We start from the raw sequence: 22,510 nt of genomic DNA on the forward strand, positions 1-22,510 counted from the left end.
CGACGTCGACAATTTAAAACAGTTATTTACCGAGTTATCAGGGATAAATCCTACGTGGGCGGGAGAAAAATACCATCCTCGCTGTCGTAGGGTCTTTATCGGAGGTTTTGTATGAAGTGGAGTGTGTTGGTTCTGGCCCTGGCGATTGGTGGGTGTGCTTCGGTTGCAGATATCAAGCAGACCCCGCCGACCCTGGCGGTTATTTCCGGGAAGAAACCGCAGGAATATGCTGCCTGTGTAGTGCGTAAACTGTCCACCACGCGCCGGCCGCCGCAGATCGAGCCGCATAAGGACGGTGTGCAGGTGATTGTGCCGCAGAAATTCTCGGCGGACCCGTCGGCGATTTTCGAGATCGAAGACCGCTCCAGCGGCAGCAGTATCAAGCTCTACGAGAGCATGTCCAATGTGCCGATCCGTCCCGGTGATGTGAAGAAGGCCGGCGAAGATTGCATTTCCGGTTCATAAGCGCCGTTTCACCCACTGATCGGGCAGGGCATCCGTTAAACTCTCGTCCATTCAATGCAAAAATGCCGTGCAAACCCCCGGTTTGTGCGGCATTTGTTTTTTCGGGAAGTCTTTTATGAAGCGTGAACACGTCAGGGCTCGCCAGGCCGAAGGCCAGATATCGGCCACTCACATCATCCAGAACCCGGCTGACTTGGGGGAGTGGATTGTATTTTTCAAGAAAAGCGGTGGCCGCAGCTTTTTCCTGGTGGACGATCAGGATGAAGTCGAGTCGTTCTCGCGGCTGGATGACCTGGTGGAGACCATTCGTGGCCTGGGTATCAAGTTCGCCGATATCCAGTTGTAGGCGCTAAGCTTACTTGCACACGACTACGACACTGCGGCTTTTGAAGTTGCCGACGTCCTGGCCCAGGGTCTTTTCACTTTCCTTGAGCGAAGGCGTGCCTTCGGTGCCGACGATACGGTAGCCGGTGCCTGCGCAAGAAGCGTCGGCCTTTTCATAGCAGCTGGCCCAGGAATTGGCTTCGCCCGAGCAGTCGATGGTCAGGCCTTGCTCACCGTTTTTCAGGTAGACGTCAGAGGTGGTGGTGCATCCGGCGAGCGCCAGTCCTGCAGTCAGTGCCAGAATCTTGTTCATTTAGGTTCATCATCGAGGGTGTTGGAGGGCACGCTGACACTGTCGTGGGGCGTTTTGGCGAGATTATAGCGAACTGCCATCTACGTACAGACAAACACAAAAAAGCCCCGTTCACCGGGGCATTTTGCACAGGGCGTTGACGTTTACTTGCCCTTGGGCCGTTTGCTCGAAGCGTGGCCTGCTTCATCCACAAACACTTCGGCTACGGCAATAGCCTGGCTTTCGCTGGCAAATGCGCCGGCGACGCTGTCGCCGTGGAAGTTGATCAGGTGCCAACCGTCTGCTCGCTTGGTGATCAGGTAGCCGTTCACGCCTTTTGGTTCTGACATCTATCAAGTATCTCGTGGTCTGGTTCAGGGGCCTATGATAGCGCCAAATGTCGCGGGCACGCGCAAGTTATTCTAGGTCAGTGTTACCGCTGTAAAAGCATGCTAAAAAGGTCACAGCCCTTGGAAATACCCCGTGCAGGCTCATTTGGCCGTGCCGATGCAGATGCGCTTCGTAAGATACGCGGAACTTACGCCGAGATTTTTTCTCTATGATGACATCGCAACGCCAGCAGGACCCATTGTAAGGTGACTGCGGCCTGATTAGACTGCGCCGAATTCCGTACGCACAGCCCTTTGTAAGGACCCATATGATCAAGAAATGCTTGTTCCCAGCAGCCGGTTACGGCACTCGCTTCTTGCCAGCGACCAAGGCCATGCCCAAAGAGATGCTGCCGGTGGTGAACAAGCCACTGATTCAGTACGGCGTCGAAGAGGCACTGGATGCCGGCCTGAACGAAATCTCCATCGTGACCGGCCGTGGTAAGCGCGCGCTGGAAGACCACTTCGACATCAGCTACGAGCTGGAAAACCAGATCAAGGGCACCGACAAGGAAAAATACCTGGTCGGCATCCGCAAACTGCTGGACGAATGCTCGTTCTCCTACACCCGTCAGACTCAGATGAAAGGCCTCGGCCACGCCATCCTGACCGGACGCCCGCTGATCGGTGACGAACCGTTCGCCGTGGTACTGGCGGATGACCTGTGTGTGAACCTGGAAGGCGACGGCGTACTGACCCAGATGGTCAAGCTGTATCAAAAGTACCGTTGCACTATCGTTGCCGTGATGGAAGTGAACCCCACCGAAACCAACAAGTACGGCGTTATTGCCGGTGACGACATTGGCGATGGCCTGATCCGCGTGCGTGACATGGTCGAGAAACCAGCGCCGGAAGACGCACCTTCCAACCTGGCGATCATCGGTCGTTACATCCTGACTCCGGACATCTTCAAGCTGATCGAGGAAACCGAGCCAGGCAAGGGTGGCGAGATCCAGATCACCGACGCCCTGCTCAAGCAAGCCAAAGACGGTTGCGTGATTGCCTACAAATTCAAGGGCCAGCGTTTCGACTGCGGTGGCGCCGAGGGCTACATCGAAGCGACCAACTTCTGCTACGAGCATTTCTACAAGACTGGCAAGGCTTACTGATTCACGGTGTAGGCAGCCTGTTCCAAAAAAGCCACCTTCGGGTGGCTTTTTCGTTTTTCAGCCCCATGTAAGTCGGTATGCTGATGTCCTGCCGAGGAGAGTGAAATGGCCTACGATTTTGACCTGTATGTAATTGGCGCCGGTTCCGGCGGTGTGCGTGCGGCACGTTTTGCCGCAGGCTTTGGTGCCAAGGTGGCCGTGGCGGAAAGCCGCTACCTGGGCGGCACCTGTGTCAACGTCGGTTGCGTGCCGAAAAAACTGTTGGTGTACGGCGCTCATTTTGCCGAGGATTTCGAGCAGGCCAGCGGTTTTGGCTGGTCGTTGGGCGAGGCGAATTTTGATTGGGCCACCTTGATCGCCAACAAGGACCGCGAGATCAATCGCCTCAATGGCATCTATCGCAACTTGCTGGTCAACAGCGGCGTGACCCTGCATGAAGGGCATGCGCGCCTGGTGGATCCGCATCAGGTCGAAATCAATGGCCAGCGCTTTACCGCCAGGCACATTCTGATCGCAACGGGTGGTTGGCCGCAGATTCCGGAGATTCCTGGGCGCGAACACGCCATTGGCTCCAATGAAGCGTTTTTCCTCAAGGAATTGCCCAAGCGTGTGCTGGTGGTTGGCGGTGGTTACATCGCTGTCGAGTTTGCCGGTATTTTCCACGGCCTGGGCGTCCAGACCTCGTTGCTGTACCGCGGCGACCTGTTCCTGCGCGGCTTCGACGGTTCGGTACGCACGCACTTGAAGGAAGAGCTGACCAAGCGCGGCCTGGACCTGCAATTCAATGCTGATATCGAGCGCATCGACAAGCAGGCCGATGGCAGCCTCAAGGCCACGCTGAAAGACGGCCGGGTGCTCGAAGCTGACTGCGTGTTCTATGCCACGGGGCGGCGTCCGATGCTGGATAACCTGGGCTTGGAGAACACCGGCGTCAAGCTCGACAAGCGTGGTTTTGTTGAGGTGGATGACCTGTACCAGACCGCCGAGTCCTCGATCCTGGCCATCGGCGATGTGATCGGTCGTGTGCAATTGACGCCGGTTGCCCTGGCCGAAGGCATGGCTGTGGCGCGTCGCTTGTTCAAGCCTGAGCAGTATCGTGCGGTGGATTACAAGATGATCCCGACGGCGGTATTCAGCCTGCCGAACATTGGCACCGTGGGGCTCTGCGAAGAAGAGGCGAGGGAGAAGGGCCACAAGGTGCAGGTCTTCGAAAGCCGTTTCCGGCCGATGAAGCTGACCCTCACCGAGTGCCAGGAAAAGACCTTGATGAAGCTGGTGGTCGACGCCGACACCGACAAAGTGCTGGGTTGCCACATGGTCGGCCCGGATGCGGGTGAAATCGTACAGGGCCTGGCGATCGCGCTCAAGGCAGGCGCGACCAAGCAGCACTTCGATGAAACCATCGGCGTGCACCCAACGGCGGCGGAAGAGTTCGTCACCATGCGCACGCCCGTAGCGGGCTGATCAGGCCTTGGGCGTTGCCTCTGGCGCCGCTGCAACGGCGGCGGCCAGGCGCAGCGCCTCGACACTGGCCTGGGCCTTGATCAGCTCCAGTTCCAGGGTTTTATTGGCTTGCTGCTGTTCGCCCAGCGCTTCCTGGCGTGACTGGTTCTCCAGCGCTGCTACTCGCAGGCGCTCTTGAAGCAGGGTGCGTTCGCTGTCAATAAGGCTCACCTGTTCAGTCAGCTTGAGCAGCCGGGCCTGATCCTTGCGGGATTGCTCTTGCAGTGCAGTCAACTCCCTCGCCGTTACCCGGTGCTCAATCAACAGGCGCTCATTGTCGCGATGCAGTTGGGTGATTTCATCCTGGCGCACCATGGCGCTCTGTTGGGCCTGGCGCAGTTCTGCCTGTACCTGTTGCAACTGGCCTTCATGGCGGCGCTGTTCCTGTTCGCGCTGCTCTTTTATGGCATTGCGGTAATGCTCCAGGGCGTCCCGGGCATGCAGGTGCTTTTCTTCCAGCGAGCGAATCTGCTCGTCCTTGTCGTTGATCCTTAGCTCGTAATCACTGCACGCCTGGCTCAGCCCGGCGTTGCGGGTCTGCTCGGTCTGCAGGCTGGTGCTGGCGGTTTGCAGGGCTGCGCTTTCTTCTGCCAGGGCGGCCGCCTGGATATCGAACCGCTGCTGGAGTTGGCCATGGGCCTCCTCAAGGGCTTGCACCTGGGCGAGCAGGGCGGCCTTCTGCTGTTCGAACTGCGCCAGGGCCAGGTCGATTGGCTCTTGGGCTTTCTCTTTCAGGCGCTGGGCCAGTCGCGCAACCAGTTCGCCAAGCTCGTCGTCGATCGGCGCTTCGGTGATGGTGGTGCGCGTTTCGCTTTCATCCAGCTCTTTCAAATAGCGGTGAATGGTGGTTTTCGAGCCCGTATTGCCCATCTCGATACGTACTGCGTCGATGCTGGGGTTCTCGCCGCGGGCGAGGATTGCCAAGCGGGCTGTTTGAACTACTGCTTTGTTGATGCCGCCGCGAGCCATGGGGTCTCCATCGATTTCGTAATGTGGTACGTGGTATGTATATACGTACCATATCATAAATAAAAAGTTGTTGTGACTCAGCGTTTAACAGATGGGATATTGGCGTATTATCCCGTATCATGCGTGTTTGATTCGCTAAAGTCCGCGCCAGTAGTACAAATAGGGTTCCCATGAGCGATCTGGATCGTTACCTCAACGCCGCCACCCGCGATAACACGCGGCGCAGTTATCGCGCGGCCATCGAGCACTTCGAAGTGAGTTGGGGCGGGTTCCTGCCGGCAACCAGCGACAGCGTGGCGCGCTATCTGGTCGCATACGCAGGTGTGCTGGCAGTCAACACGCTGAAGCTGCGGTTGTCGGCACTCGCGCAGTGGCATGCCAGCCAGGGGTTTCCTGACCCGACCAAGGCGCCCGTGGTGCGCAAGGTACTCAAGGGCATTCGTGCTGTGCACCCGGCGCAGGAGAAGCAAGCCGAACCGTTGCAGCTCAAGCATCTGGAACAAGTGGTTGCTTCTCTTGACGCTGAAGCGATAGAGGCGGCGCAGACACAGGACCAGCCCCGGTTGCTGCGTGCCAAGCGTGATACTGCGTTGATCCTGCTGGGCTTCTGGCGTGGCTTTCGCAGCGATGAGCTGTGTCGCCTTTCCATCGAGCATGTGCAAGCCACGCCTGGAGCGGGGATCAGCCTCTATCTACCCCGCAGCAAAAGCGACCGCGACAACCTCGGCAAGACCTACCACACCCCGGCACTGTTGCGGCTGTGTCCGGTGCAGGCCTATAGCGAGTGGCTCAGTGCCTCGGCTTTGGTACGTGGCCCCGTGTTTCGCGGTATTGATCGCTGGGGCAACCTGGGGGAAGAGGGCTTGCACCCCAACAGTGTGATCCCGCTGCTGCGCCAGGCCCTGGAGCGCGCCGGCATTCCCGCCGAGCACTACACCAGCCACTCGCTGCGCCGGGGCTTTGCCACCTGGGCTCATCGCAGCGGCTGGGATTTGAAGTCGTTGATGAGTTACGTCGGCTGGAGCGACATGAAATCCGCCATGCGCTATGTTGAAGCCACGCCCTTTCTCGGCATGACCCTGGCGACCCGACCGCTGCTTTGAGATTTCTTCTATTAATACAGTCACCTGATAGGGAAAACCAATCGTCAGCATCAGGTTTGCCAATGAGCCATCGGCGTAGAGAGTGGGTAGGATTCACCTCATCAACTTGCTAAGCCCTTCTACAAACCTGACGGAGAGTCAACGATGCCTATCATCAACAGCCAAGTAAAACCGTTCAAAGCTACCGCCTACAAAAACGGCAACTTCGTAGATGTGTCCGACGCTGACCTGAAAGGCAAGTGGTCCGTTGTGTTCTTCTACCCAGCCGACTTCACCTTCGTGTGCCCAACCGAGCTGGAAGACCTGGCTGACAACTATGCCGAGTTCCAGAAACTGGGCGTCGAGATCTACAGCGTTTCCACCGACACCCACTTTGCCCACGCTGCCTGGCACAACACTTCGCCAGCCATTGGCAAGATCCAGTACACCATGATCGGCGACCCGACCCTGACCATCTCTCGCAACTTCGACGTGCTGATCGAAGAAGCTGGCCTGGCAGACCGCGGTACTTTCGTGATCAACCCGGAAGGTCAGATCAAGATCGTTGAACTGAACGACGGTGGCGTTGGCCGTGATGCTTCCGAGCTGCTGCGTAAGATCAAGGCCGCTCAGTACGTTGCTGCCCACCCAGGCGAAGTGTGCCCAGCCAAGTGGAAAGAAGGCGAGGCTACCCTGGCTCCGTCCCTGGACCTGGTCGGCAAGATCTAAGTCTGTGAAGTCTCAAGGGCGGGAATCCGCACTTAAGTAAGCTGCATCCGCCCCCAAAACGCCCGGGCGAGATTCGCTCGGGCGTTTTTTTGTCTGCAATAAACCGAATGAACAGGAAATCGCCCGTATGTTGGACGCCAATCTTAAAGCTCAGTTGAAGTCATACCTGGAACGGGTCACCCAGCCGATCGAGATCGTCGCCTCCCTCGACGACGGCGCGAAATCCCAGGAAATGCTTGCCCTTTTGCAGGACGTGGTCAGCCTCACCACGCTGATTACCCTGAAAACCGATGGCAATGATGCGCGTAAGCCGTCGTTCTCCATCAACCGCCCGGGTGCCGAGATCAGCCTGCGTTTTGCCGGCATCCCCATGGGCCATGAATTCACTTCGCTGGTGCTGGCCCTGCTGCAAGTCGGTGGCCACCCGTCGAAGGCCAGTGTCGAAGTGATCGAACAGATCCGCGCCCTCAAAGGCGAGTTCAGCTTCGAGACTTACTTTTCGCTGTCCTGCCAGAACTGCCCGGACGTGGTCCAGGCGTTGAACCTGATGGCCGTGCTCAACCCTAACATCCGCCATGTCGCCATCGACGGCGCACTGTTCCAGGCTGAGGTGGACGAGCGCCAGGTCATGGCAGTGCCCAGTGTGTACCTTAATGGTGTGAACTTCGGCCAGGGCCGCATGGGCCTGGAAGAGATCCTCGCCAAGCTCGACACCAGCGGCATCGAAAAAGCCGCCGAGAAAATCAGCGCCAAAGAGGCCTTCGATGTACTCGTCGTCGGCGGCGGTCCTGCCGGTTCATCGGCTGCGATCTACGCCGCACGCAAAGGCATTCGCACCGGCGTCGCCGCCGAGCGTTTCGGCGGGCAAGTGCTGGACACCATGTCCATCGAGAACTTCATTTCGGTACAGGAAACCGAAGGCCCGAAATTGGCCAGCGCCCTGGAAGCCCACGTGCGCCAGTACGACGTGGACATCATGAACCTGCAGCGCGCCAGTGCCTTGATTCCGGCGAAAAACGCCGGTGACCTGCACGAAATTCGCTTCGAAAGCGGTGCGACTCTCAAATCCAAGACCGTGATCCTGGCGACCGGCGCCCGCTGGAGAGAAATGGGTGTCCCGGGCGAGCAGGAATACAAGGCCAAGGGTGTGTGCTTCTGCCCGCACTGTGACGGTCCATTGTTCAAGGGCAAGCGTGTGGCGGTGATCGGCGGCGGCAACTCCGGCGTGGAAGCGGCCATCGATCTGGCCGGTATCGTCAGCCACGTGACCTTGCTCGAGTTCGACAGCAAGTTGCGCGCCGACGCCGTGTTGCAGCGCAAGCTCTACAGCCTGCCGAACGTCGATGTGATCACCAGCGCGCTGACCAGCGAAGTGAAAGGCGATGGCCAGAAAGTCACCGGTCTGGCGTACAAGGACCGTGACAGCGGCGAGTTCAAGACCATCGACCTGGAAGGGATCTTTGTGCAAATCGGCCTGCTGCCCAACACCGACTGGCTCAAAGGCACCGTTGAACTGACGCCGCGTGGCGAGATCATCGTCGATGCGCGTGGCGAGACGTCACTGCCGGGCGTATTCGCTGCCGGTGATGTCACCACAGTGCCGTACAAGCAGATCGTGATTGCGGTGGGCGAGGGCGCCAAGGCCTCCCTCAGTGCGTTCGACCACCTGATCCGGACTTCTGCCCCGGCGTAAGGAAGGCCGCGTAAATGAAAAACCCCATGAGCGATCATGGGGTTTTTTTTGTTACAGCGGTGCCGGCTGGATAATTTCGACCCAATACCCATCCGGGTCCTTGATGAAGGCCAGGCTCTTCATGCGACCGTCGGTGAGGCGCTTCTGGAAATCGCAGCCCAGGGCTTCGAAGCGCTCGCAGGCAGCGACGATATCCGGCACTGAGATGCAGATATGGCCAAAACCACGTGGGTCGGTATTGCCGTTGTGATAGGCGAAGTCGGCGTCGTTTTCGGTGCCGTGGTTGTGGGTCAGTTCCAGGATGCCTGGAATCGACTTCATCCACTGGGTGCGCTCGGCAGCGTCGGCCGGAATCTGGGATTTATCGACCAGAGCGAGGAAGTACAGGCTGAATTCGGCTTCCGGGAAGTCGCGTTTTTCAACCAGGGAAAAGCCCAGGACACGGGTGTAGAAGTCCAGTGACTTGGTGATGTCCTTGACCCGCAGCATGGTGTGGTTGAACACGAAATTGGCGGTGGCGGTGTCAGGTTGGGCGGTAACGCCCGGGAAAGTGTTCAGTTCGTGCAGGCTCATGGGCCCTCCAGAAAAAATGGGGCAAACGCGGCTCTGAAATGTGAGCGGTTCCTTGGCTTGCGGCTGGCATCCGTGCAGCCGGACCATGATACGCAACGCTTGGCCCGGTCGCCAGATGAAAAAGCCATGCAGGCCTTGCGGCCTGTGGAGGCTGGGGCCCAAACTTTGGCCATTGAACCTTGGGTGTTTTTCGTAATGACTGAATTTCGTAAACCGCTGTTGGGCATGCTGTGCGTGTGGTTGGGCAGTTCCTGCGTAGTGGCCGCCGAGCCCGAAATTCATTGGCCTAGTGGGTGGCAGGTTGAGGAAGTCGTCGCGGATGGCCAGGCACCTGTCAAACCCCAGGCAGTGTCACGCCAGCGGGCAATCAAGAATGATGAAAACGGCACGACCCTGATGGTCATGGAGTTGACCGGGACACCGATTGAAGTTGGCCACAAGGTTAATCTTCAAGGCGTACTGCTGGAGATGCGTAAATCCATCCAGAAGGATTTTGCCCAGGGCGGTTATCAAAGCGTGTGCAGCAAGATGCGCCCTTCAACATTGAGCCGTCTTGAAGCGCTGGAAACTACTTGCGTGATAACCGAGAACGGGCGGCACGTGCTCTCGCAAACATTGGTGGGCGCGGTTGATACCGATAAGGCGTATGTATTTTCATACGCGGGTCAGGCCGATGCGTATGAAGCAAGCAAGGAGGAAGTCAGTTCGGTACGCGATAGCCTGAAACTTTAAGTGCGTGAGGTCTGTCGATTTTGAACAAAGTGAAATGTTATTTAAGTTCGATTTCGAACCTTACAAGATAAAAAAGCCCCGCGTCAGCGGGGCTCTTTATAAGTCCGGTACGATCAGCCGCGAAGCCAGGAATCTACAGTGGCAGGGCCGTACTGTTCTTTCCAGGCCTTGAGGCCACGGTGGTTACCGCCTTTGGTTTCGATCAGTTCACCGGTGTGCGGGTTCTGGTAAACCTTGACCACTCGCGCACGGCGCTGTTTGGGGGCGGCAGCGGCGGCGCTGGACTTGCCCGGGTTTGGATCAAGGATGGAAATGATGTCGCGCAGGCCTTTGCCATAGCTCTTCATCAGGGCTTGAAGCTTTTCTTCGAATTCGATTTCTTTCTTCAGGCCAGCATCGTTCTTCAGGGATTCCAGCTGGGCAAGCTGCTCTTGAAGGGCTTTTTCTGCTGCGCGAAATTCGGCGAGTCTGGACAAAATCTGTACTCCAATAGTGTAGTTGGCTGATATCAACTGCAGACAAAGCTATAAGCCAAGCGCTTTAAGGCGACCCAGGAAAGAAGTCGTCTCGCGAGTTCTGCACAGGCAGGAAAAATTGTAGTAGTTAATGCGCCACGAGTAAATCATGTCTTTTCTCTAGACCCAACTATTTCAGTACAGGTAGTGCATGGCTATTCAATGACGCGCCAGCGATTTAATAAATTCATCACAGGGTAAAGGCTTTCCAAACAGGTAGCCTTGCAGGAAGTCCACCCCCTGAGCGGCCAGGTAATCACACTGTTCGCGTGTCTCCACACCTTCTGCAACGATGCCCAAGTCGAGCTTGCCCGACAGCTCTATGATGCTGTCCAGAATATGCCCCGATAGTGCATCTGCACCGATCATGGCGACAAAACTCTGGTCAATCTTCAAGTAGTCCACATTGAAGTTGCGTAAATAGCCCAGGCTGGAATGGCCGGTGCCGAAATCGTCAATGGCAATCATCACTCCCAATTGATGCAAGGCATCGAACAAGCGGCGGGTAATCTCGGTAGGTTCGATCAACTCGCGTTCGGTCAACTCCAGCACCAGGGTCACCTGGCCCACGGGAAAGGCGGCGAGAAACTCACGGCAGTCCTCCACCAGTGCCAGGTCCTGGCAGTGGCGTGCAGTGATGTTCACACCAACATGGAATCCCGGGCTGAAACGCGTGGCATGGGGCGCCAGTTGCGCGGCGGTCTGGCGCAGGAGAGCACGAGTCATCGGCACGATCAGGCCCGAATGCTCGGCCAGGGGGATAAACAGATCGGGTCGCACCAGCCCTTCCTTAGGGTGTTGCCAGCGCATCAGTACCTCGCAGCCTGCCCATTCACGGGTATCACCGCGCACCACGGGCTGGAAGTACGGAATGAATTCGTTGGCGGCCAATGCCCGATACAGTTCATGGGTGGGGGCCGAAGAGCGTTTTTGCAGCCAATGCGCCAGCGCCCCAGCCAGCACGCCAAAGAACACCAGCAGGCTGAACAACGCCGGGTATCGAGCCTGCATGTAGCGCCAGACTTCGCCAGCCGGCATGCCTGCGTCGACGCTGTAGTGATAACGCGAGGATGCAAGATGATGGTGCGCCACGGCAAATAGCGGCACCGCGGTGTCATGCACTTTTCCATCGGCCCCCAGCCAATGGGGCCCGACTTGCAGCACCAGGTCGGCGTAACGACTGATCAGGCGCAAGGCGTTGGTCAGGTGGTAGCCGTCGATCGACGCAAATGCGGCCTTGTCACCCTCGACCAGCCGGTACACCAGCAGAGCGGTATCCGGCGTCACCGGGTTGCCATCCATCAACCACAACTTGCCGTCTACATAATCATCCGGATTGACCGGTGACGCGTATTGGTCACCAAACAGCGAGCTGCAGTAGATGTTTCTCTGCCAGGACAAGGTGGTCGCCCGCACGAATGGACGGCGCGTGACCTGCTCGCGCAATGCCAGCTGCGCGCCGTTATCACAGGGTTGACCTGCCAGTGGCAGCAACGCCTGGGCGGCGAGGGCGGTGTTATCGAGCATCAAGTCGAATTGGCGCACAGCCTCCTGCGCGGTCTGGGCGGTGCTTTGTTCAAGGGTGCGTTCGGCCTGCCAATGGAGGATAGCCACGCCCAATGCAACGGGCACCATGGCGCAAAATACGCTGATCAGGTTACGGGTGGCACGGCTGCGCGGGCCTTGGACGGTCAGGGGCATGGGGTAAAAGCCTGGTACGAGGTGAGAGAGGCGTCAGTACGGCGGGTCGGACATGACTCGATGATAGTTGCAGTCGCCGCAATAAGCTCGGGATACCTACCCGTTCGGTCAGTAGGCAGCCTTGCGGGCGTTATCTGGGACTGCTACTGGCAGTGCTGCTGCACGGTGGACCGGCGACGGTAGATGCCGGTGTGATCATCAACGGCACGCACCATATCTACTGATCGCCCCACGGGCCGCCACGCGCCTGTCCTTCGACGCGATCCTGAAGTTGCCATCCGGCGCTGCCAGCCTGCGCTTCAGTACCGTGGATGACAACGGTGCGCTGCGCCATCATCGCCAGCCGCTATAGCGGCGGGACATGCCCATAGTCCAGGCCTTGTGCCACGCGAATAAACGCCAGGGTAGCGGGTGACGCCTGGCGGCGGTCCAGCACCGCCAGTCCAATCGAACGGGTAATGGCCGGTGCCAGTGGACGTGCCACATAACGCGGGTCTGCCGTGACCGGCAGGGAACCCTGGGCCACCACGCTGACGCCATCGCCACGGCTCACCGCTTCCAGCGTGCTGAGCAACTGCGCACAACGGTAACGCACCTTCGGGGTCAACCGGGCACCGGCGAACAGGCGCGAGACCAGCTCCGACGAGCCGGCCTCGGTCAGGATGAAGGGCGCGTCGCAGAGGTCCTCAAGGCGCAGGGCAGGGTGTGCGACCAGGGGGTGGTTGGCCGGCAACAGCGCGACCATCTGATCGGTGAACAGCGTGAAGGTGTCGAATCGCTCTTGCTCCAGCACCACGAAACCCACGTCGATGCGCCGCTCATCCAGCCATTGGATGACCTGGCGGTCCGGGCCTTCATCGACATGCACCTCAATGTCGGGGTAGGCCTGGCGAAACGGCCGAAGGATCTGCGGCAACAGCCGATTGGACGACGTTGGCCCGAATGAGCCGATGCGCAGCGTGCCGCGCTTCAAGCCCCGGGCATCGGCGGCCTCCTGTTCGAGGGTGTTGGCCAGGCCGAGCATGGTGCGGGCGCGCAACAACAATTGTTCGCCAATATCGGTCAACGCCACATGGGCTTGATGACGACGGAACAGCTCCACCCCCAGTTCCTGCTCCAGACCCTTGATGGCATGCGACACCGCCGATTGGCTGATACCCAGGCGGTTGGCGGCATGGGTAAAGCCTTGCAGCTCAGCGACCAGGGAGAAAATTTCAAGTTGGGTCAGGGTCATGAGTATTTACTCATTTTACGATGATCAAGTATCAGGCAAACACTAGGCTAACTCGTTCAGCACCAGAGCAATACCACCATGAAACCTTCCAGCGATTGTTTGACCTACCTGAAGCTCGCTGCCGTCTCCATGATCTGGGGCGGCACCTTCGTCGCCGGGCGCTATTTGTCCGGTGCCATCGACCCGCTGCTGGCGGCCAGCCTGCGTTTTATGCTGGCCAGCGCAGCGCTGCTGCTGTTCATGGCGTTTGCGCGCATTCCCCTGGCCCGTCCAAACCTGCCGCAGTTGGGGCGACTGGCATTGCTGGGATTTTTCGGCATCTTTTTCTACAACCTGTGCTTCTTCTACGGCTTGCAGTACATCGGCGCCTCGCGGGCATCGCTGATCGTCGCCTTGAACCCCGCGGTGATTGGTCTGACATCCTGGCTGTTATTCAAGGAACGCCTCGGGCTTGGCAAGGCACTGGGGATCGGGTTTTGCCTGGCGGGCGCGGCGGTTGTCATCATCAACCGCGACCCACAGGGGCTGCAGGGGGCGACCAACGCCTGGCGCGGCGATCTGCTGATCGCCGGCTGCGTGGCGGGGTGGGGCCTCTATTCGCTGGGCGCACGCGCGCTTAACCAGCGCCTGGGGCCTTTGCAGACCGTCACCTGGTCGGTGTTGCTGGGAACGCTGATGCTTACGCTCACCACGCTGTTGAGCGGGCGGCTGACTCTGGTTGCGCTCAGTGCTATCCACCTGCCGCAGTTGTACAGCTTGCTCTACCTCGGGGTGCTGGGCTCGGCCCTGGCGTATATCGGCTATTACGATGGCATCCGGCGTATTGGCGCGACCCGCAGTGGTGTATTCATCGCGCTCAATCCGCTGACGGCGGTGATCTGTGGCGCCGTGCTGCTGGACGAGCCGTTCACCCTGCCCATGCTGATGGGCGGTGCGATCATCCTGGCGGGCATCTACCTGTGCAATAAACCCCTTGCACGGGTGCGGGTAATGGGGATTTGATAAGAGTACGGACAAACGCGGTTACGCTGTGTAGAATCGATTTACGCATACAAGAATATGGACTTGTGCTCACGCAAGCCTAAGCCGTCAGAGACCGATGACATCATGAAGCTACTCGGCTCCCCCCTCATCTTTGGTGACTTCCTCGCCCGCAGTGTGCGAGGTCTTTCCTGTGCGCCGCCCGTGCTCCCCATCCTTGCTGGCAATTGAAACCTTCAAAACACAAGAATGATGAGGCGCCAAATCATGGCAGATCTATACGAAAACCCAATGGGCCTGATGGGCTTTGAATTCATCGAATTCGCGTCGCCGACGCCAGGCACCCTGGAGCCGATCTTCGAGATCATGGGCTTCACCAAGGTCGCGACCCACCGTTCCAAGAACGTGCACCTGTATCGCCAGGGCGAGATCAACCTGATCCTCAATAACGAACCCAACAGCATCGCTTCCTACTTCGCTGCCGAACACGGCCCGTCGGTGTGCGGCATGGCGTTCCGCGTCAAGGACTCGCAAAAAGCCTACAACCGCGCGCTGGAACTGGGCGCCCAGCCGATCCACATCGAAACCGGCCCGATGGAGCTGAACCTGCCAGCCATCAAGGGTATCGGCGGCGCGCCGCTGTACCTGATCGACCGTTTCGGCGAAGGCAGCTCGATCTACGACATCGACTTCGTCTACCTCGAAGGCGTGGAGCGCAACCCAGTGGGTGCGGGGCTGAAGGTCATCGACCATCTGACCCACAACGTGTATCGCGGCCGCATGGTCTATTGGGCGAACTTCTACGAGAAGCTGTTCAATTTCCGTGAAGCGCGTTACTTCGATATCAAGGGCGAGTACACCGGCCTGACGTCCAAGGCCATGAGCGCGCCGGATGGCATGATCCGCATCCCACTGAACGAAGAGTCGTCCAAGGGCGCCGGCCAGATCGAAGAGTTCCTGATGCAGTTCAACGGCGAGGGCATCCAGCACGTGGCGTTCCTCACCGACGACCTGGTCAAGACCTGGGACGCGTTGAAGAAGATCGGCATGCGCTTCATGACAGCGCCGCCGGACACCTATTACGAAATGCTCGAAGGCCGCTTGCCGAACCATGGCGAGCCGGTGGATCAACTGCAGGCACGCGGCATTCTGCTTGACGGTTCCTCGGTTGAAGGCGACAAGCGCCTGCTGCTGCAGATCTTCTCGGAAACCCTGATGGGGCCGGTGTTCTTCGAGTTCATCCAGCGCAAGGGCGATGATGGGTTTGGCGAGGGTAACTTCAAGGCGCTGTTCGAGTCGATCGAACGCGACCAGGTGCGTCGTGGGGTGTTGACCACCGACTAACGCACACGAAAAAGCCCGGCCATGGGTAACCTGGCCGGGCTTTTTGCTGTCTGCCGATCAGGCTTTACGCTGGCGTACCAAGTGCTTGAACCCTTCAAACACCAGCACCATCACCGCCAGCCAGATCGGGATGTAGGTCAACCATTCGCCGCCCTTGATCCCTTCACCCAGGATCAACGCCACTCCCAGCAGTAGCACGGGCTCAACGTAGCTGAGCAGCCCGAACAGGCTGAACGCCAGCAGGCGGCTGGCGATGATGTAACTCACCAGTGCTGACGCGCTGATCAGGCCCAGCGTCGGAATCAGCGCGTACAGCTTGGGGTGCGCATCCAGCACCGCAAAGCCTTGCTCGCCGCTTTGCACAAACCACCAGGCCACCGGCAGCATCAACGCCATGTCCAGCCAGAGCCCACCCAAATGGTCGGTCTTGAGGTACTTGCGCACGATGAAATAGACCGGGTAGCCGATGATCACCACCAGCGTGGCCCAGGAAAAACCACCGGCCTGGTACAGCTCGTTGAGCACCCCAAGGCCGGCGAAACAGACGGCGATCTGTTGTAAGTACGACAGCTGTTCACCCCACACCAGGCGGCCAGTCAGGACCATGGTCAGCGGCAACAGGAAGTACCCCACCGACACATCCAGGCTGCGTCCATTCAGCGGTGCCCACATGAATAACCACAACTGCACGCCCAGCAAAGCCGAAGACACCAGCACGCCCGCGATCAAGGCAGGTCGGGCCGCCAACATCCGCAGCAGCTCCCACACCCGTCGCCATTCGCCGCTGACGATCATGAACACCGTCATGCACGGCACGGTGAGCAACATGCGCCAGCCGAAAATTTCCAGGCCGCTCAAAGGCGTGAGCAGTGACGTGAAGTAATACATCACGGCAAACAACACCGAGGCCAAGACCGATAACACCACACCTTTAGACACGCTGTCCTCGCGAAAAACCATTGATACGAAAGAGGGGAAATTTCAGGAGGGGATTATGGTGCTTTTAGCAGGAGAGGGGTGCGCTGTTTTGGGGCGTTTTTCAGCAAATTTTCGCGTTAGTTGGCTGCGGGAGCGGGCTAACTGTGGCGAGCGGGCTTGCCCCGCGTTGGGTTGCGTAGCAGCCCCAAAAAACTGGGAGCGCTTCGCACTCCAACGCGGGGCAAGCCCGCTCGCCACAATACTGTGTTCTGCTCAATAACAGGGTTACCGGCTTAAGCGCGCCACGCGCCCCGACACGAAGTGCCCGACGTCATTGAACCCTGGCGTCGACGAATGCCCCGGCGTCACCAGCGAATCGATGAACGCTTCATCCTCCGCCGTGATCTCCACGTCCAACGCCCCGAGGTAGGCATCCCATTGCGCTTCGGTGCGCGGCCCGACAATCGCCGAGCTCACCGCCGAATTGTTCAATACCCAGGCAATCGCAAACTCCACGATCCCCACACCACGCCCTTGGGTGTACTGCTGGATCTGCTGGGCGATGCGCAGCGATTCCACGCGCCATTCGGTTTCCAGGATGCGCTTGTCCTGGCGTGCCGCACGGCTGCCGGCCTCGGGGGTGACGTCCGGCGCGTATTTGCCACTGAGCACGCCACGGGCCAATGGGCTGTAAGGCACCACGCCCAGGCCGTAGGCGGCTGCGGCAGTGAGCTGCTCGACTTCGGCCTGACGGTTGACGATGTTGTACAGCGGCTGGCTGATGATCGGCTTGTCCACACCCAGGCGTTCGGCCACGCGAATCACCTCGGCAATGCGCCAGCCGCGATAGTTCGACAAGCCCCAGTAGCGGATCTTGCCCTGGCGGATCAGGTCGCCGATCGCCGATACCGTCACTTCCAGCGGGGTGTTGTGGTCTTCGCGGTGCAGGTAGTAGATGTCCAGATAATCGGTATCGAGCCGGGTCAGGCTGGCTTCCAGTGCGTTGAAAATACGTTTGCGGCTCAAGCCGCTGCGGTTGGGCAAACCGTCCACCGGGCCGATGCCAACCTTGGACGCCACCACCCAATCCTGGCGATTGCGCACGATGGCTTCGCCGACGATTTCCTCGGAACGTCCGCCGGTGTAGACGTCCGCCGTGTCGATAAAATTGATGCCCTGGTCCCAGGCCTTGTCGATGATGCGCAGCGAGTCCTCGGTGTTGGTCTGTTCGCCAAACATCATGGTGCCCAGGGTCAAGGCGCTGACCTTCAACCCGGACTGGCCCAATGTGCGGTAAATCATGGAAAACTCCTCAAGGCAGGGAAACGTGTCCCATGCAATACCAGACTCGGCCGCTCTGGGACAAGCCCTGCACGCGTTTCTTCATGGACTCAGCAGCACCTGACAACGCTGCTGCAGGAAACGGTGCAGCACCTTCACCCGTTCCGACACCTGCAGCCGGTGCGGGCACATCAGGTTGAAGGGCGTCGGTTCGCCTTGCCAGTCAGGCAGCAACGGCACCAGCCGACCGGCCTTGATGTCCTGGGCAATATCCAGGTTGGCCTTGTAGGCGATGCCGTGACCGGCCAATGCCCAGCGCCGCACGATTTCGCCGTCATCGCTCAAGTAGTCCCCCGACACTTCGACCTCCTGCAACACCGCGCCCTGACGGAAATACCAGGTGTTGTTGGCACGGCCCCGACGCATGTAGCGCAGCGCGTTGTGTTGTGCCAGGTCGGCTGGAGCCCGTGGCGTGCCGTGGCGCGCCAGGTAATCCGGGCTGGCGCAGGGGATGCGGTGGTGGTCGGGCACCACCGGCAGCGCCACCAGGCTGGAGTCCCGGGGGACACCAAAGCGCAGGGCAATGTCCACGGTATCGCGGAACAGGTCGGCATTGCTGTCGTTGAGCAGCAATTGCAGGCGGATATTCGGGTGTTCGAGCTTGAACGCATCCAGCCAGCCCAGCAGTACATTGCGCCCGAAGTCCGAGGGCGCCGCCAGTTGCAGCAGGCCACTGAGGCTCTGGCCCTGCTGCTTGATCGCCTGCTCGCCCTCGGACAGCGCCTCCAGTGCGACGCGCACGCTCTCCAGGTAGCGCCGACCTTCTTCGGTCAAGCGCATGCTGCGGGTCGAGCGCGCCAGCAGGCGAATGCCCAGGCGGGTTTCCAGGCGCTTGAGGGCGATACTCACGGCAGCCGGGGTCAAGCCGAGGCCGCGGGCGGCGGCAGACAGGCTGCCGGTGTCGGCGGTGCGCGCGAAGACTTCAAGGTCGAGGGTCGAGCTCATTTGTAAAAATCCTTTAAAGATCTTGTCGTTTTACCGGGATTTTTCGTCGATTGCCAAGCTGGGAAGATGAACCCTCACTTTCTCAATCAGGAATTTCCCCATGACTTCTTCCCTCAACGGCAAAACCGTCATCGTGATTGGCGGCAGCAGCGGAATCGGCGCGGCCGTGGCCAAGGCCGCTGCTGCGCGCGGGGCGCAGGTGGTGCTGGCCGGGCGGCGCTTGACCAGCGGCGTGGTAAACGGCCTGCGCAGCGAACCGGTGAACGTCACCGATCCAGGGTCTTTGCAACAATTGTTCGAACGCGTGGGGCGGTTCGACCACCTGGTCTACACCTCAGGTCCAACCGTGCGTGCCAAGACCTTGATCGAAACCGATCTGACCGAGGCTCAGGACAACTTCAACGTGAAACTCTGGGGCTCGTTACGGGCGATCCAACTGGCGCTGCCATTCCTGGATAAGCACGGCAGCATCAGCCTGACCTCTGGGCAACTGGGACGTAAATTGGCGCCGGGCCAGTTCATCAAGACTGGGATCAACGCGGCGACCGAAGCTCTGGGCAAACAGTTGGCCAAAGAACTGGCCCCGCGTCGGGTCAATGTGATCAGCCCGGGCGTGATTGATACGCCAGCGTATGCGGGGTTGTCTGAAGAACAACGTCTGGCGATGTTCGCCAAGGTGGGAGAGGGGGTGCCGGTAGGGCGAGTGGGACAGGCTGAAGAAGTAGCACAGGTCTATGTGTTGGCGATGGAGAATGGGTTTATGACCGGTGCTGTGATCGATATCGACGGCGGCGGTACGCTGTAGCTTGTTGAGAAAGGTGATTGAACGAAATTGTCCGGCAGACCACATAGCCCATGAGGGCTGCTCGAGCCGAGCAGCCCTTCACGTTCATTTTCTGGAGAGAGCCCATGTCAACAGTGAATCACCCTACACCGTTCCTAGGGGCCAACGCCCTCATCGAGTCGATTATCGGCACGATTCAAGGCCGGCAACCCACCGAACAAAGACCACTGACGGATGACCAGAAGCGAGTGCTGGAGGGGAAACCCGTAGCACCCGATTCGAAAATCACTTATTGACGCAGGCCGCTTAGCCCTTAAGGGTACGCGTCATCCGCAACGCCAACACGCTGCCGGCGACAATCACCGCCGCCAGCAGGTACAGCGCCACATCCGTGGATCCGGTGGCATCCTTCACAAAACCCACGATATACGGGCTGAGGAAGCCGGCCATCTGGCCCATTGAATTGATCAATGCCAGGCCGCCTGCCGCCGCGCCCGCACTGAGCATGGCGGTGGGCACCGGCCAGAACATCGGCAGGCCGGTCAACGCACCCATGGTGGCGATGGTCAGGCCGAGGATCGCAATCGCCGGCGTGGTGGCGAAGTTCACCGCGATTACCAGGCCGATTGCGCCCATCAGCATCGGCACCACCAAGTGCCAGCGACGCTCCTTGCGCAAGTCGGCGGAACGGCCCACCAGCAGCATGAATAACGCCGCCAGCAGGTAGGGGATAGCACTGAGCCAGCCGATCACCAGGTTATCGCTGAATCCCAGGTTCTTGATGATCGACGGCAGCCAGAAGTTGATGGCGTACACGCCGCTCTGGATGCAGAAGTAGATCAGGCCGAACGCCCAGATCGCCGGGTTCTTGAACACTTCGGCCAGCGAATCGGTGGTGGTTTTCGGCTTATTGGCCAGGTCAGTCGCTTGGTCGGCTTCCAGCACCGCGCGTTCGTGGGGCTTGAGCCACTTGGCGTTGGCGAAACTGTCGCTGAGCAGGAAGTAGGCAAGGGCGCCCAGGATCACGGTCGGGATACCTTGCAGCAGGAACATCCACTGCCAGCCCCCCAAGCCACCCTGGCCGGCAGCGAAGTGGTTGAGGATCCAGCCGGAGAACGGGCTGCCGAGCAAACCGGACACCGGAATGGCCGACATGAACAACGCCATGATCCGCCCACGGCGGAACGTCGGGAACCACTGCGAGAGGTACAGCACCACACCGGGGAAGAAGCCCGCTTCAGCGGCACCGGTGAACAGGCGCAGGGTGTAGAAGTGCGTCGGTGTGGTGACGAACAGCAGGCAGGTGGACAGCGTGCCCCAGACGATCATCATCAACGCAATCCAGCGGCGTGGACCGAATTTGGTCAATGCCAGGTTGCTCGGCACGCCGCACAGCACGTAGCCGATAAAGAAGATCCCGGCCCCGAGGCCGTACACGGTTTCGCTGAATTTCAACGCGTCGAGCATCTGCAACTTGGCAAAGCCGACGTTTACCCGGTCCAGGTAGTTGAACAGATAGCAGATGAAAATGAAGGGGATCAGGCGCAGGGTAATGCGCTTGTAGATGGCGTTTTTATCGTCATCGGTGGCCAGTGTGGCTGCGGCGCTCTGTGACATGGGAGTCTCTCTTTATTATGATTTTTCGCGATGCGAGGGTAACGTTGATCGCCTGAAGAGTCTCGGCCCTCTGGCAGGCCGCTGTCTTTGTGCTTGCGCACAGCGAACCCTGCTTTGCGCTGTGCCGATGAACAATCACCCTTTCAAGGAATTTAGCCGCATGTTCGAGCTGGATCATGACCTGGCGCAGGATATCGTCGATCGGACCATGGCGATCCTGCCCTACAACGTCAATGTCATGGACAGCCAGGGCCTGATTCTCGGCAGCGGCGAACCCGAGCGTATCAATACCCGCCATGAGGGCGCGCAACTGGTGCTCGCCAATGGCCGGGTGGTGGAAATCGACGGCCAGACCGCCAAGCACCTCAAGGGCGTACAGCCCGGTATCAACCTGCCGCTGCTGCACGACGGGCGCCTGATCGGCGTGCTGGGCATCACCGGCGAGCCGGAAGGCCTGCGCACCTACGCCGAACTGGTGCGCATGACCGCCGAAATGCTGGTGAGCCATCGCCACCAGCAGGCCGAGCAACAATGGCGGCGCCAGCGTTGCGATGACCTGCTGGCCCTGCTGCTGGCGGAAACCGGCGACTCGCCACGCCTGGTGGACGAAGCCCAGCAACTGGGGCTCAAGCCGCAGATGGCGCGCACCCCGTATCTGTTCGAACTCGGTGCGGGGCAATCGGCAGAGGCGTTGGGTAGCTGGCTGACCTCGCGTTATCCGGACAGTTGGTGTGTCAGCTCGGCGCAGTATTCATTGTTGTGGTGCCGGCCGGCGGCGGTTCCGGTCGACAACCCGCGCCTGCTGGAAAAACTCGACGGCCTCGGCTGGCATGTCCTGCGTGTTGCCGTGGGCGGGCAAGCGGATGGGCTGGCGGGGCTGCGTCGCTGCTATCGGCGCGTCGGTGATTTACTGGCCTACGGTCGCGATGTGTTGCCGCAGTCACGCTTGCTGACGCTCAACCGCTATCGCCTGCCGGTAATGCTCTGGCGCCATCGCAACGACGACGCCCTCGACGAACTGCTCAACCCGCTGCGCAAAGTACTGGCCAAGGACGGCAACGGCCAGCTGCTGGCCACACTGCGCAGTTGGTGTGAACACGACGGGCAAAGCCAGGCCTGCGCCGAGGCCCTGGGCATTCACCGCAACAGCCTGCGTTACCGCATGGAGCGGATTGCCGAACTCAGTGGCGTCGACCCGTTGACCCTGGACGGCATGCTCGCCCTCTACCTGGGCGTACAGCTGTTGCCCCAGGCTTTGTCGGAATGAACA

General features: G+C 59.5%; 23 protein-coding genes. 12 read left to right on the plus strand and 11 right to left on the minus strand.

Features of this window, described 5'->3' with window-relative positions; genetic code table 11:
- Window positions 1-111: 111 nt before the first annotated feature.
- Window positions 112-465, plus strand: coding sequence for a hypothetical protein (locus tag K5K89_RS15765; RefSeq protein WP_222539740.1), 354 nt, complete (start codon window positions 112-114; stop codon window positions 463-465).
- Window positions 466-580: 115 nt separating this feature from the next.
- Window positions 581-811, plus strand: a complete 231-nt coding sequence (locus tag K5K89_RS15770) for a hypothetical protein (RefSeq protein ID WP_071488239.1) — start codon at window positions 581-583, stop codon at window positions 809-811.
- 9 nt (window positions 812-820) lie between these two features.
- Here the strand turns inward: K5K89_RS15770 and K5K89_RS15775 are convergent, their stop codons facing one another.
- Together K5K89_RS15775 and K5K89_RS15780 are read right to left on the minus strand one after the other, a co-directional pair.
- Window positions 821-1,102: a hypothetical protein gene (locus tag K5K89_RS15775; RefSeq protein WP_071488240.1), complete on the minus strand. Its 282-nt coding sequence runs from the start codon at window positions 1,100-1,102 to the stop codon at window positions 821-823.
- 143 nt (window positions 1,103-1,245) lie between these two features.
- Window positions 1,246-1,431: a hypothetical protein gene (locus tag K5K89_RS15780; RefSeq protein ID WP_012724166.1), complete on the minus strand. Its 186-nt coding sequence runs from the start codon at window positions 1,429-1,431 to the stop codon at window positions 1,246-1,248.
- Between the two features lie 308 nt (window positions 1,432-1,739).
- Here K5K89_RS15780 and galU point away from each other — a divergent pair, with 308 nt between their 5' ends.
- A complete protein-coding gene (galU, locus tag K5K89_RS15785; RefSeq protein WP_003173830.1) occupies window positions 1,740-2,579 on the plus strand; it encodes a UTP--glucose-1-phosphate uridylyltransferase GalU in 840 nt (279 codons plus the stop codon).
- Window positions 2,580-2,684: 105 nt separating this feature from the next.
- Window positions 2,685-4,043: a glutathione-disulfide reductase gene (gorA, locus tag K5K89_RS15790; protein WP_222539741.1), complete on the plus strand. Its 1,359-nt coding sequence runs from the start codon at window positions 2,685-2,687 to the stop codon at window positions 4,041-4,043.
- Here the strand turns inward: gorA and K5K89_RS15795 are convergent, their stop codons facing one another.
- Complete coding sequence (locus K5K89_RS15795) at window positions 4,044-5,051, minus strand: DNA-binding protein (RefSeq protein ID WP_071488242.1); 1,008 nt, start codon at window positions 5,049-5,051, stop codon at window positions 4,044-4,046.
- Between the two features lie 170 nt (window positions 5,052-5,221).
- Here K5K89_RS15795 and K5K89_RS15800 point away from each other — a divergent pair, with 170 nt between their 5' ends.
- The 3 genes from K5K89_RS15800 (at window position 5,222) to ahpF (ending at window position 8,555) form a co-directional block, all read left to right on the plus strand.
- The gene (locus tag K5K89_RS15800; RefSeq protein WP_222539742.1) at window positions 5,222-6,154 is read left to right on the plus strand and encodes a site-specific integrase; all 933 of its coding nucleotides are present in this window, start codon (window positions 5,222-5,224) and stop codon (window positions 6,152-6,154) included.
- A 144-nt stretch (window positions 6,155-6,298) separates the two neighbouring features.
- On the plus strand, window positions 6,299-6,862 hold the full coding sequence (gene ahpC / locus K5K89_RS15805) for an alkyl hydroperoxide reductase subunit C (RefSeq protein WP_010210361.1): 564 nt from the start codon (window positions 6,299-6,301) through the stop codon (window positions 6,860-6,862).
- A 127-nt stretch (window positions 6,863-6,989) separates the two neighbouring features.
- Window positions 6,990-8,555, plus strand: a complete 1,566-nt coding sequence (gene ahpF, locus K5K89_RS15810; RefSeq protein WP_071488244.1) for an alkyl hydroperoxide reductase subunit F — start codon at window positions 6,990-6,992, stop codon at window positions 8,553-8,555.
- Window positions 8,556-8,606: 51 nt separating this feature from the next.
- Here the strand turns inward: ahpF and gloA are convergent, their stop codons facing one another.
- Window positions 8,607-9,128 carry a lactoylglutathione lyase gene (gene gloA, locus K5K89_RS15815; RefSeq protein ID WP_071488245.1) on the minus strand — a complete coding sequence of 174 codons (522 nt, stop codon included), beginning with the start codon at window positions 9,126-9,128 and terminating at the stop codon, window positions 8,607-8,609.
- Window positions 9,129-9,323: 195 nt separating this feature from the next.
- On the opposite strand from gloA, the gene K5K89_RS15820 reads away from it, so the two are divergent.
- Window positions 9,324-9,860, plus strand: coding sequence for a DUF4946 domain-containing protein (locus K5K89_RS15820; RefSeq protein ID WP_071488254.1), 537 nt, complete (start codon window positions 9,324-9,326; stop codon window positions 9,858-9,860).
- Between the two features lie 113 nt (window positions 9,861-9,973).
- Here K5K89_RS15820 and K5K89_RS15825 read toward each other — a convergent pair whose 3' ends face one another.
- The 3 genes from K5K89_RS15825 to K5K89_RS15835 all read right to left on the minus strand — a co-directional run bounded on the left by K5K89_RS15825 (window position 9,974) and on the right by K5K89_RS15835 (window position 13,310).
- Window positions 9,974-10,336 (minus strand): histone-like nucleoid-structuring protein, MvaT/MvaU family, encoded by a 363-nt coding sequence (locus tag K5K89_RS15825; RefSeq protein WP_071488246.1) that lies wholly within the window; start codon window positions 10,334-10,336, stop codon window positions 9,974-9,976.
- Between the two features lie 198 nt (window positions 10,337-10,534).
- Window positions 10,535-12,076 carry an EAL domain-containing protein gene (locus K5K89_RS15830; protein ID WP_222539743.1) on the minus strand — a complete coding sequence of 514 codons (1,542 nt, stop codon included), beginning with the start codon at window positions 12,074-12,076 and terminating at the stop codon, window positions 10,535-10,537.
- A gap of 346 nt (window positions 12,077-12,422) precedes the next feature.
- Window positions 12,423-13,310, minus strand: coding sequence for a LysR family transcriptional regulator (locus K5K89_RS15835; RefSeq protein ID WP_222539744.1), 888 nt, complete (start codon window positions 13,308-13,310; stop codon window positions 12,423-12,425).
- A gap of 78 nt (window positions 13,311-13,388) precedes the next feature.
- Here K5K89_RS15835 and K5K89_RS15840 point away from each other — a divergent pair, with 78 nt between their 5' ends.
- Together K5K89_RS15840 and hppD are read left to right on the plus strand one after the other, a co-directional pair.
- Window positions 13,389-14,312, plus strand: coding sequence for a DMT family transporter (locus tag K5K89_RS15840; protein ID WP_222539745.1), 924 nt, complete (start codon window positions 13,389-13,391; stop codon window positions 14,310-14,312).
- 246 nt (window positions 14,313-14,558) lie between these two features.
- Window positions 14,559-15,635, plus strand: coding sequence for a 4-hydroxyphenylpyruvate dioxygenase (gene hppD, locus K5K89_RS15845; RefSeq protein WP_058425843.1), 1,077 nt, complete (start codon window positions 14,559-14,561; stop codon window positions 15,633-15,635).
- A 57-nt stretch (window positions 15,636-15,692) separates the two neighbouring features.
- Here the strand turns inward: hppD and rarD are convergent, their stop codons facing one another.
- The 3 genes from rarD to K5K89_RS15860 form a co-directional block, all read right to left on the minus strand.
- The gene (gene rarD, locus K5K89_RS15850; RefSeq protein WP_093513417.1) at window positions 15,693-16,574 is read right to left on the minus strand and encodes an EamA family transporter RarD; all 882 of its coding nucleotides are present in this window, start codon (window positions 16,572-16,574) and stop codon (window positions 15,693-15,695) included.
- 264 nt (window positions 16,575-16,838) lie between these two features.
- Complete coding sequence (locus K5K89_RS15855) at window positions 16,839-17,855, minus strand: aldo/keto reductase (protein ID WP_222539746.1); 1,017 nt, start codon at window positions 17,853-17,855, stop codon at window positions 16,839-16,841.
- An 81-nt stretch (window positions 17,856-17,936) separates the two neighbouring features.
- Window positions 17,937-18,839 (minus strand): LysR family transcriptional regulator, encoded by a 903-nt coding sequence (locus K5K89_RS15860; protein ID WP_222539747.1) that lies wholly within the window; start codon window positions 18,837-18,839, stop codon window positions 17,937-17,939.
- 100 nt (window positions 18,840-18,939) lie between these two features.
- Between K5K89_RS15860 and K5K89_RS15865 the strand changes: the two genes are divergently transcribed.
- Entirely contained in the window at window positions 18,940-19,644 is a 705-nt protein-coding gene (locus K5K89_RS15865) for an SDR family oxidoreductase (protein WP_222539748.1), read from the plus strand.
- Window positions 19,645-19,929: 285 nt separating this feature from the next.
- Here the strand turns inward: K5K89_RS15865 and K5K89_RS15870 are convergent, their stop codons facing one another.
- Window positions 19,930-21,240, minus strand: coding sequence for an MFS transporter (locus K5K89_RS15870; protein ID WP_222539749.1), 1,311 nt, complete (start codon window positions 21,238-21,240; stop codon window positions 19,930-19,932).
- A 160-nt stretch (window positions 21,241-21,400) separates the two neighbouring features.
- Between K5K89_RS15870 and K5K89_RS15875 the strand changes: the two genes are divergently transcribed.
- Window positions 21,401-22,507 carry a sugar diacid recognition domain-containing protein gene (locus K5K89_RS15875; protein ID WP_071488274.1) on the plus strand — a complete coding sequence of 369 codons (1,107 nt, stop codon included), beginning with the start codon at window positions 21,401-21,403 and terminating at the stop codon, window positions 22,505-22,507.
- The last annotated feature ends 3 nt before the right edge of the window (window positions 22,508-22,510 follow it).

The sequence above is a fragment of the Pseudomonas sp. DR208 genome, assembly GCF_019823005.1.
Taxonomy (GTDB): domain Bacteria; phylum Pseudomonadota; class Gammaproteobacteria; order Pseudomonadales; family Pseudomonadaceae; genus Aquipseudomonas; species Aquipseudomonas extremorientalis.

Bases quoted from the DNA above. Each gene is read 5' to 3' on its own strand.
- K5K89_RS15855 (WP_222539746.1), bottom strand. From the start codon at position 17,855: ATGATTTACCGCACATTGGGCCAGTCCGGGTTGAAGGTCAGCGCCTTG.
- hppD (WP_058425843.1), top strand. From the start codon at position 14,559: ATGGCAGATCTATACGAAAACCCAATGGGCCTGATGGGCTTTGAATTC.
- K5K89_RS15775 (WP_071488240.1), bottom strand. From the start codon at position 1,102: ATGAACAAGATTCTGGCACTGACTGCAGGACTGGCGCTCGCCGGATGC.
- gloA (WP_071488245.1), bottom strand. From the start codon at position 9,128: ATGAGCCTGCACGAACTGAACACTTTCCCGGGCGTTACCGCCCAACCT.
- K5K89_RS15860 (WP_222539747.1), bottom strand. From the start codon at position 18,839: ATGAGCTCGACCCTCGACCTTGAAGTCTTCGCGCGCACCGCCGACACC.
- K5K89_RS15840 (WP_222539745.1), top strand. From the start codon at position 13,389: ATGAAACCTTCCAGCGATTGTTTGACCTACCTGAAGCTCGCTGCCGTC.
- K5K89_RS15795 (WP_071488242.1), bottom strand. From the start codon at position 5,051: ATGGCTCGCGGCGGCATCAACAAAGCAGTAGTTCAAACAGCCCGCTTG.
- K5K89_RS15830 (WP_222539743.1), bottom strand. From the start codon at position 12,076: ATGCCCCTGACCGTCCAAGGCCCGCGCAGCCGTGCCACCCGTAACCTG.
- K5K89_RS15765 (WP_222539740.1), top strand. From the start codon at position 112: ATGAAGTGGAGTGTGTTGGTTCTGGCCCTGGCGATTGGTGGGTGTGCT.
- ahpF (WP_071488244.1), top strand. From the start codon at position 6,990: ATGTTGGACGCCAATCTTAAAGCTCAGTTGAAGTCATACCTGGAACGG.
- K5K89_RS15835 (WP_222539744.1), bottom strand. From the start codon at position 13,310: ATGACCCTGACCCAACTTGAAATTTTCTCCCTGGTCGCTGAGCTGCAA.
- K5K89_RS15870 (WP_222539749.1), bottom strand. From the start codon at position 21,240: ATGTCACAGAGCGCCGCAGCCACACTGGCCACCGATGACGATAAAAAC.
- ahpC (WP_010210361.1), top strand. From the start codon at position 6,299: ATGCCTATCATCAACAGCCAAGTAAAACCGTTCAAAGCTACCGCCTAC.
- K5K89_RS15820 (WP_071488254.1), top strand. From the start codon at position 9,324: ATGACTGAATTTCGTAAACCGCTGTTGGGCATGCTGTGCGTGTGGTTG.
- K5K89_RS15800 (WP_222539742.1), top strand. From the start codon at position 5,222: ATGAGCGATCTGGATCGTTACCTCAACGCCGCCACCCGCGATAACACG.
- galU (WP_003173830.1), top strand. From the start codon at position 1,740: ATGATCAAGAAATGCTTGTTCCCAGCAGCCGGTTACGGCACTCGCTTC.
- K5K89_RS15780 (WP_012724166.1), bottom strand. From the start codon at position 1,431: ATGTCAGAACCAAAAGGCGTGAACGGCTACCTGATCACCAAGCGAGCA.
- gorA (WP_222539741.1), top strand. From the start codon at position 2,685: ATGGCCTACGATTTTGACCTGTATGTAATTGGCGCCGGTTCCGGCGGT.
- K5K89_RS15865 (WP_222539748.1), top strand. From the start codon at position 18,940: ATGACTTCTTCCCTCAACGGCAAAACCGTCATCGTGATTGGCGGCAGC.
- K5K89_RS15770 (WP_071488239.1), top strand. From the start codon at position 581: ATGAAGCGTGAACACGTCAGGGCTCGCCAGGCCGAAGGCCAGATATCG.
- K5K89_RS15875 (WP_071488274.1), top strand. From the start codon at position 21,401: ATGTTCGAGCTGGATCATGACCTGGCGCAGGATATCGTCGATCGGACC.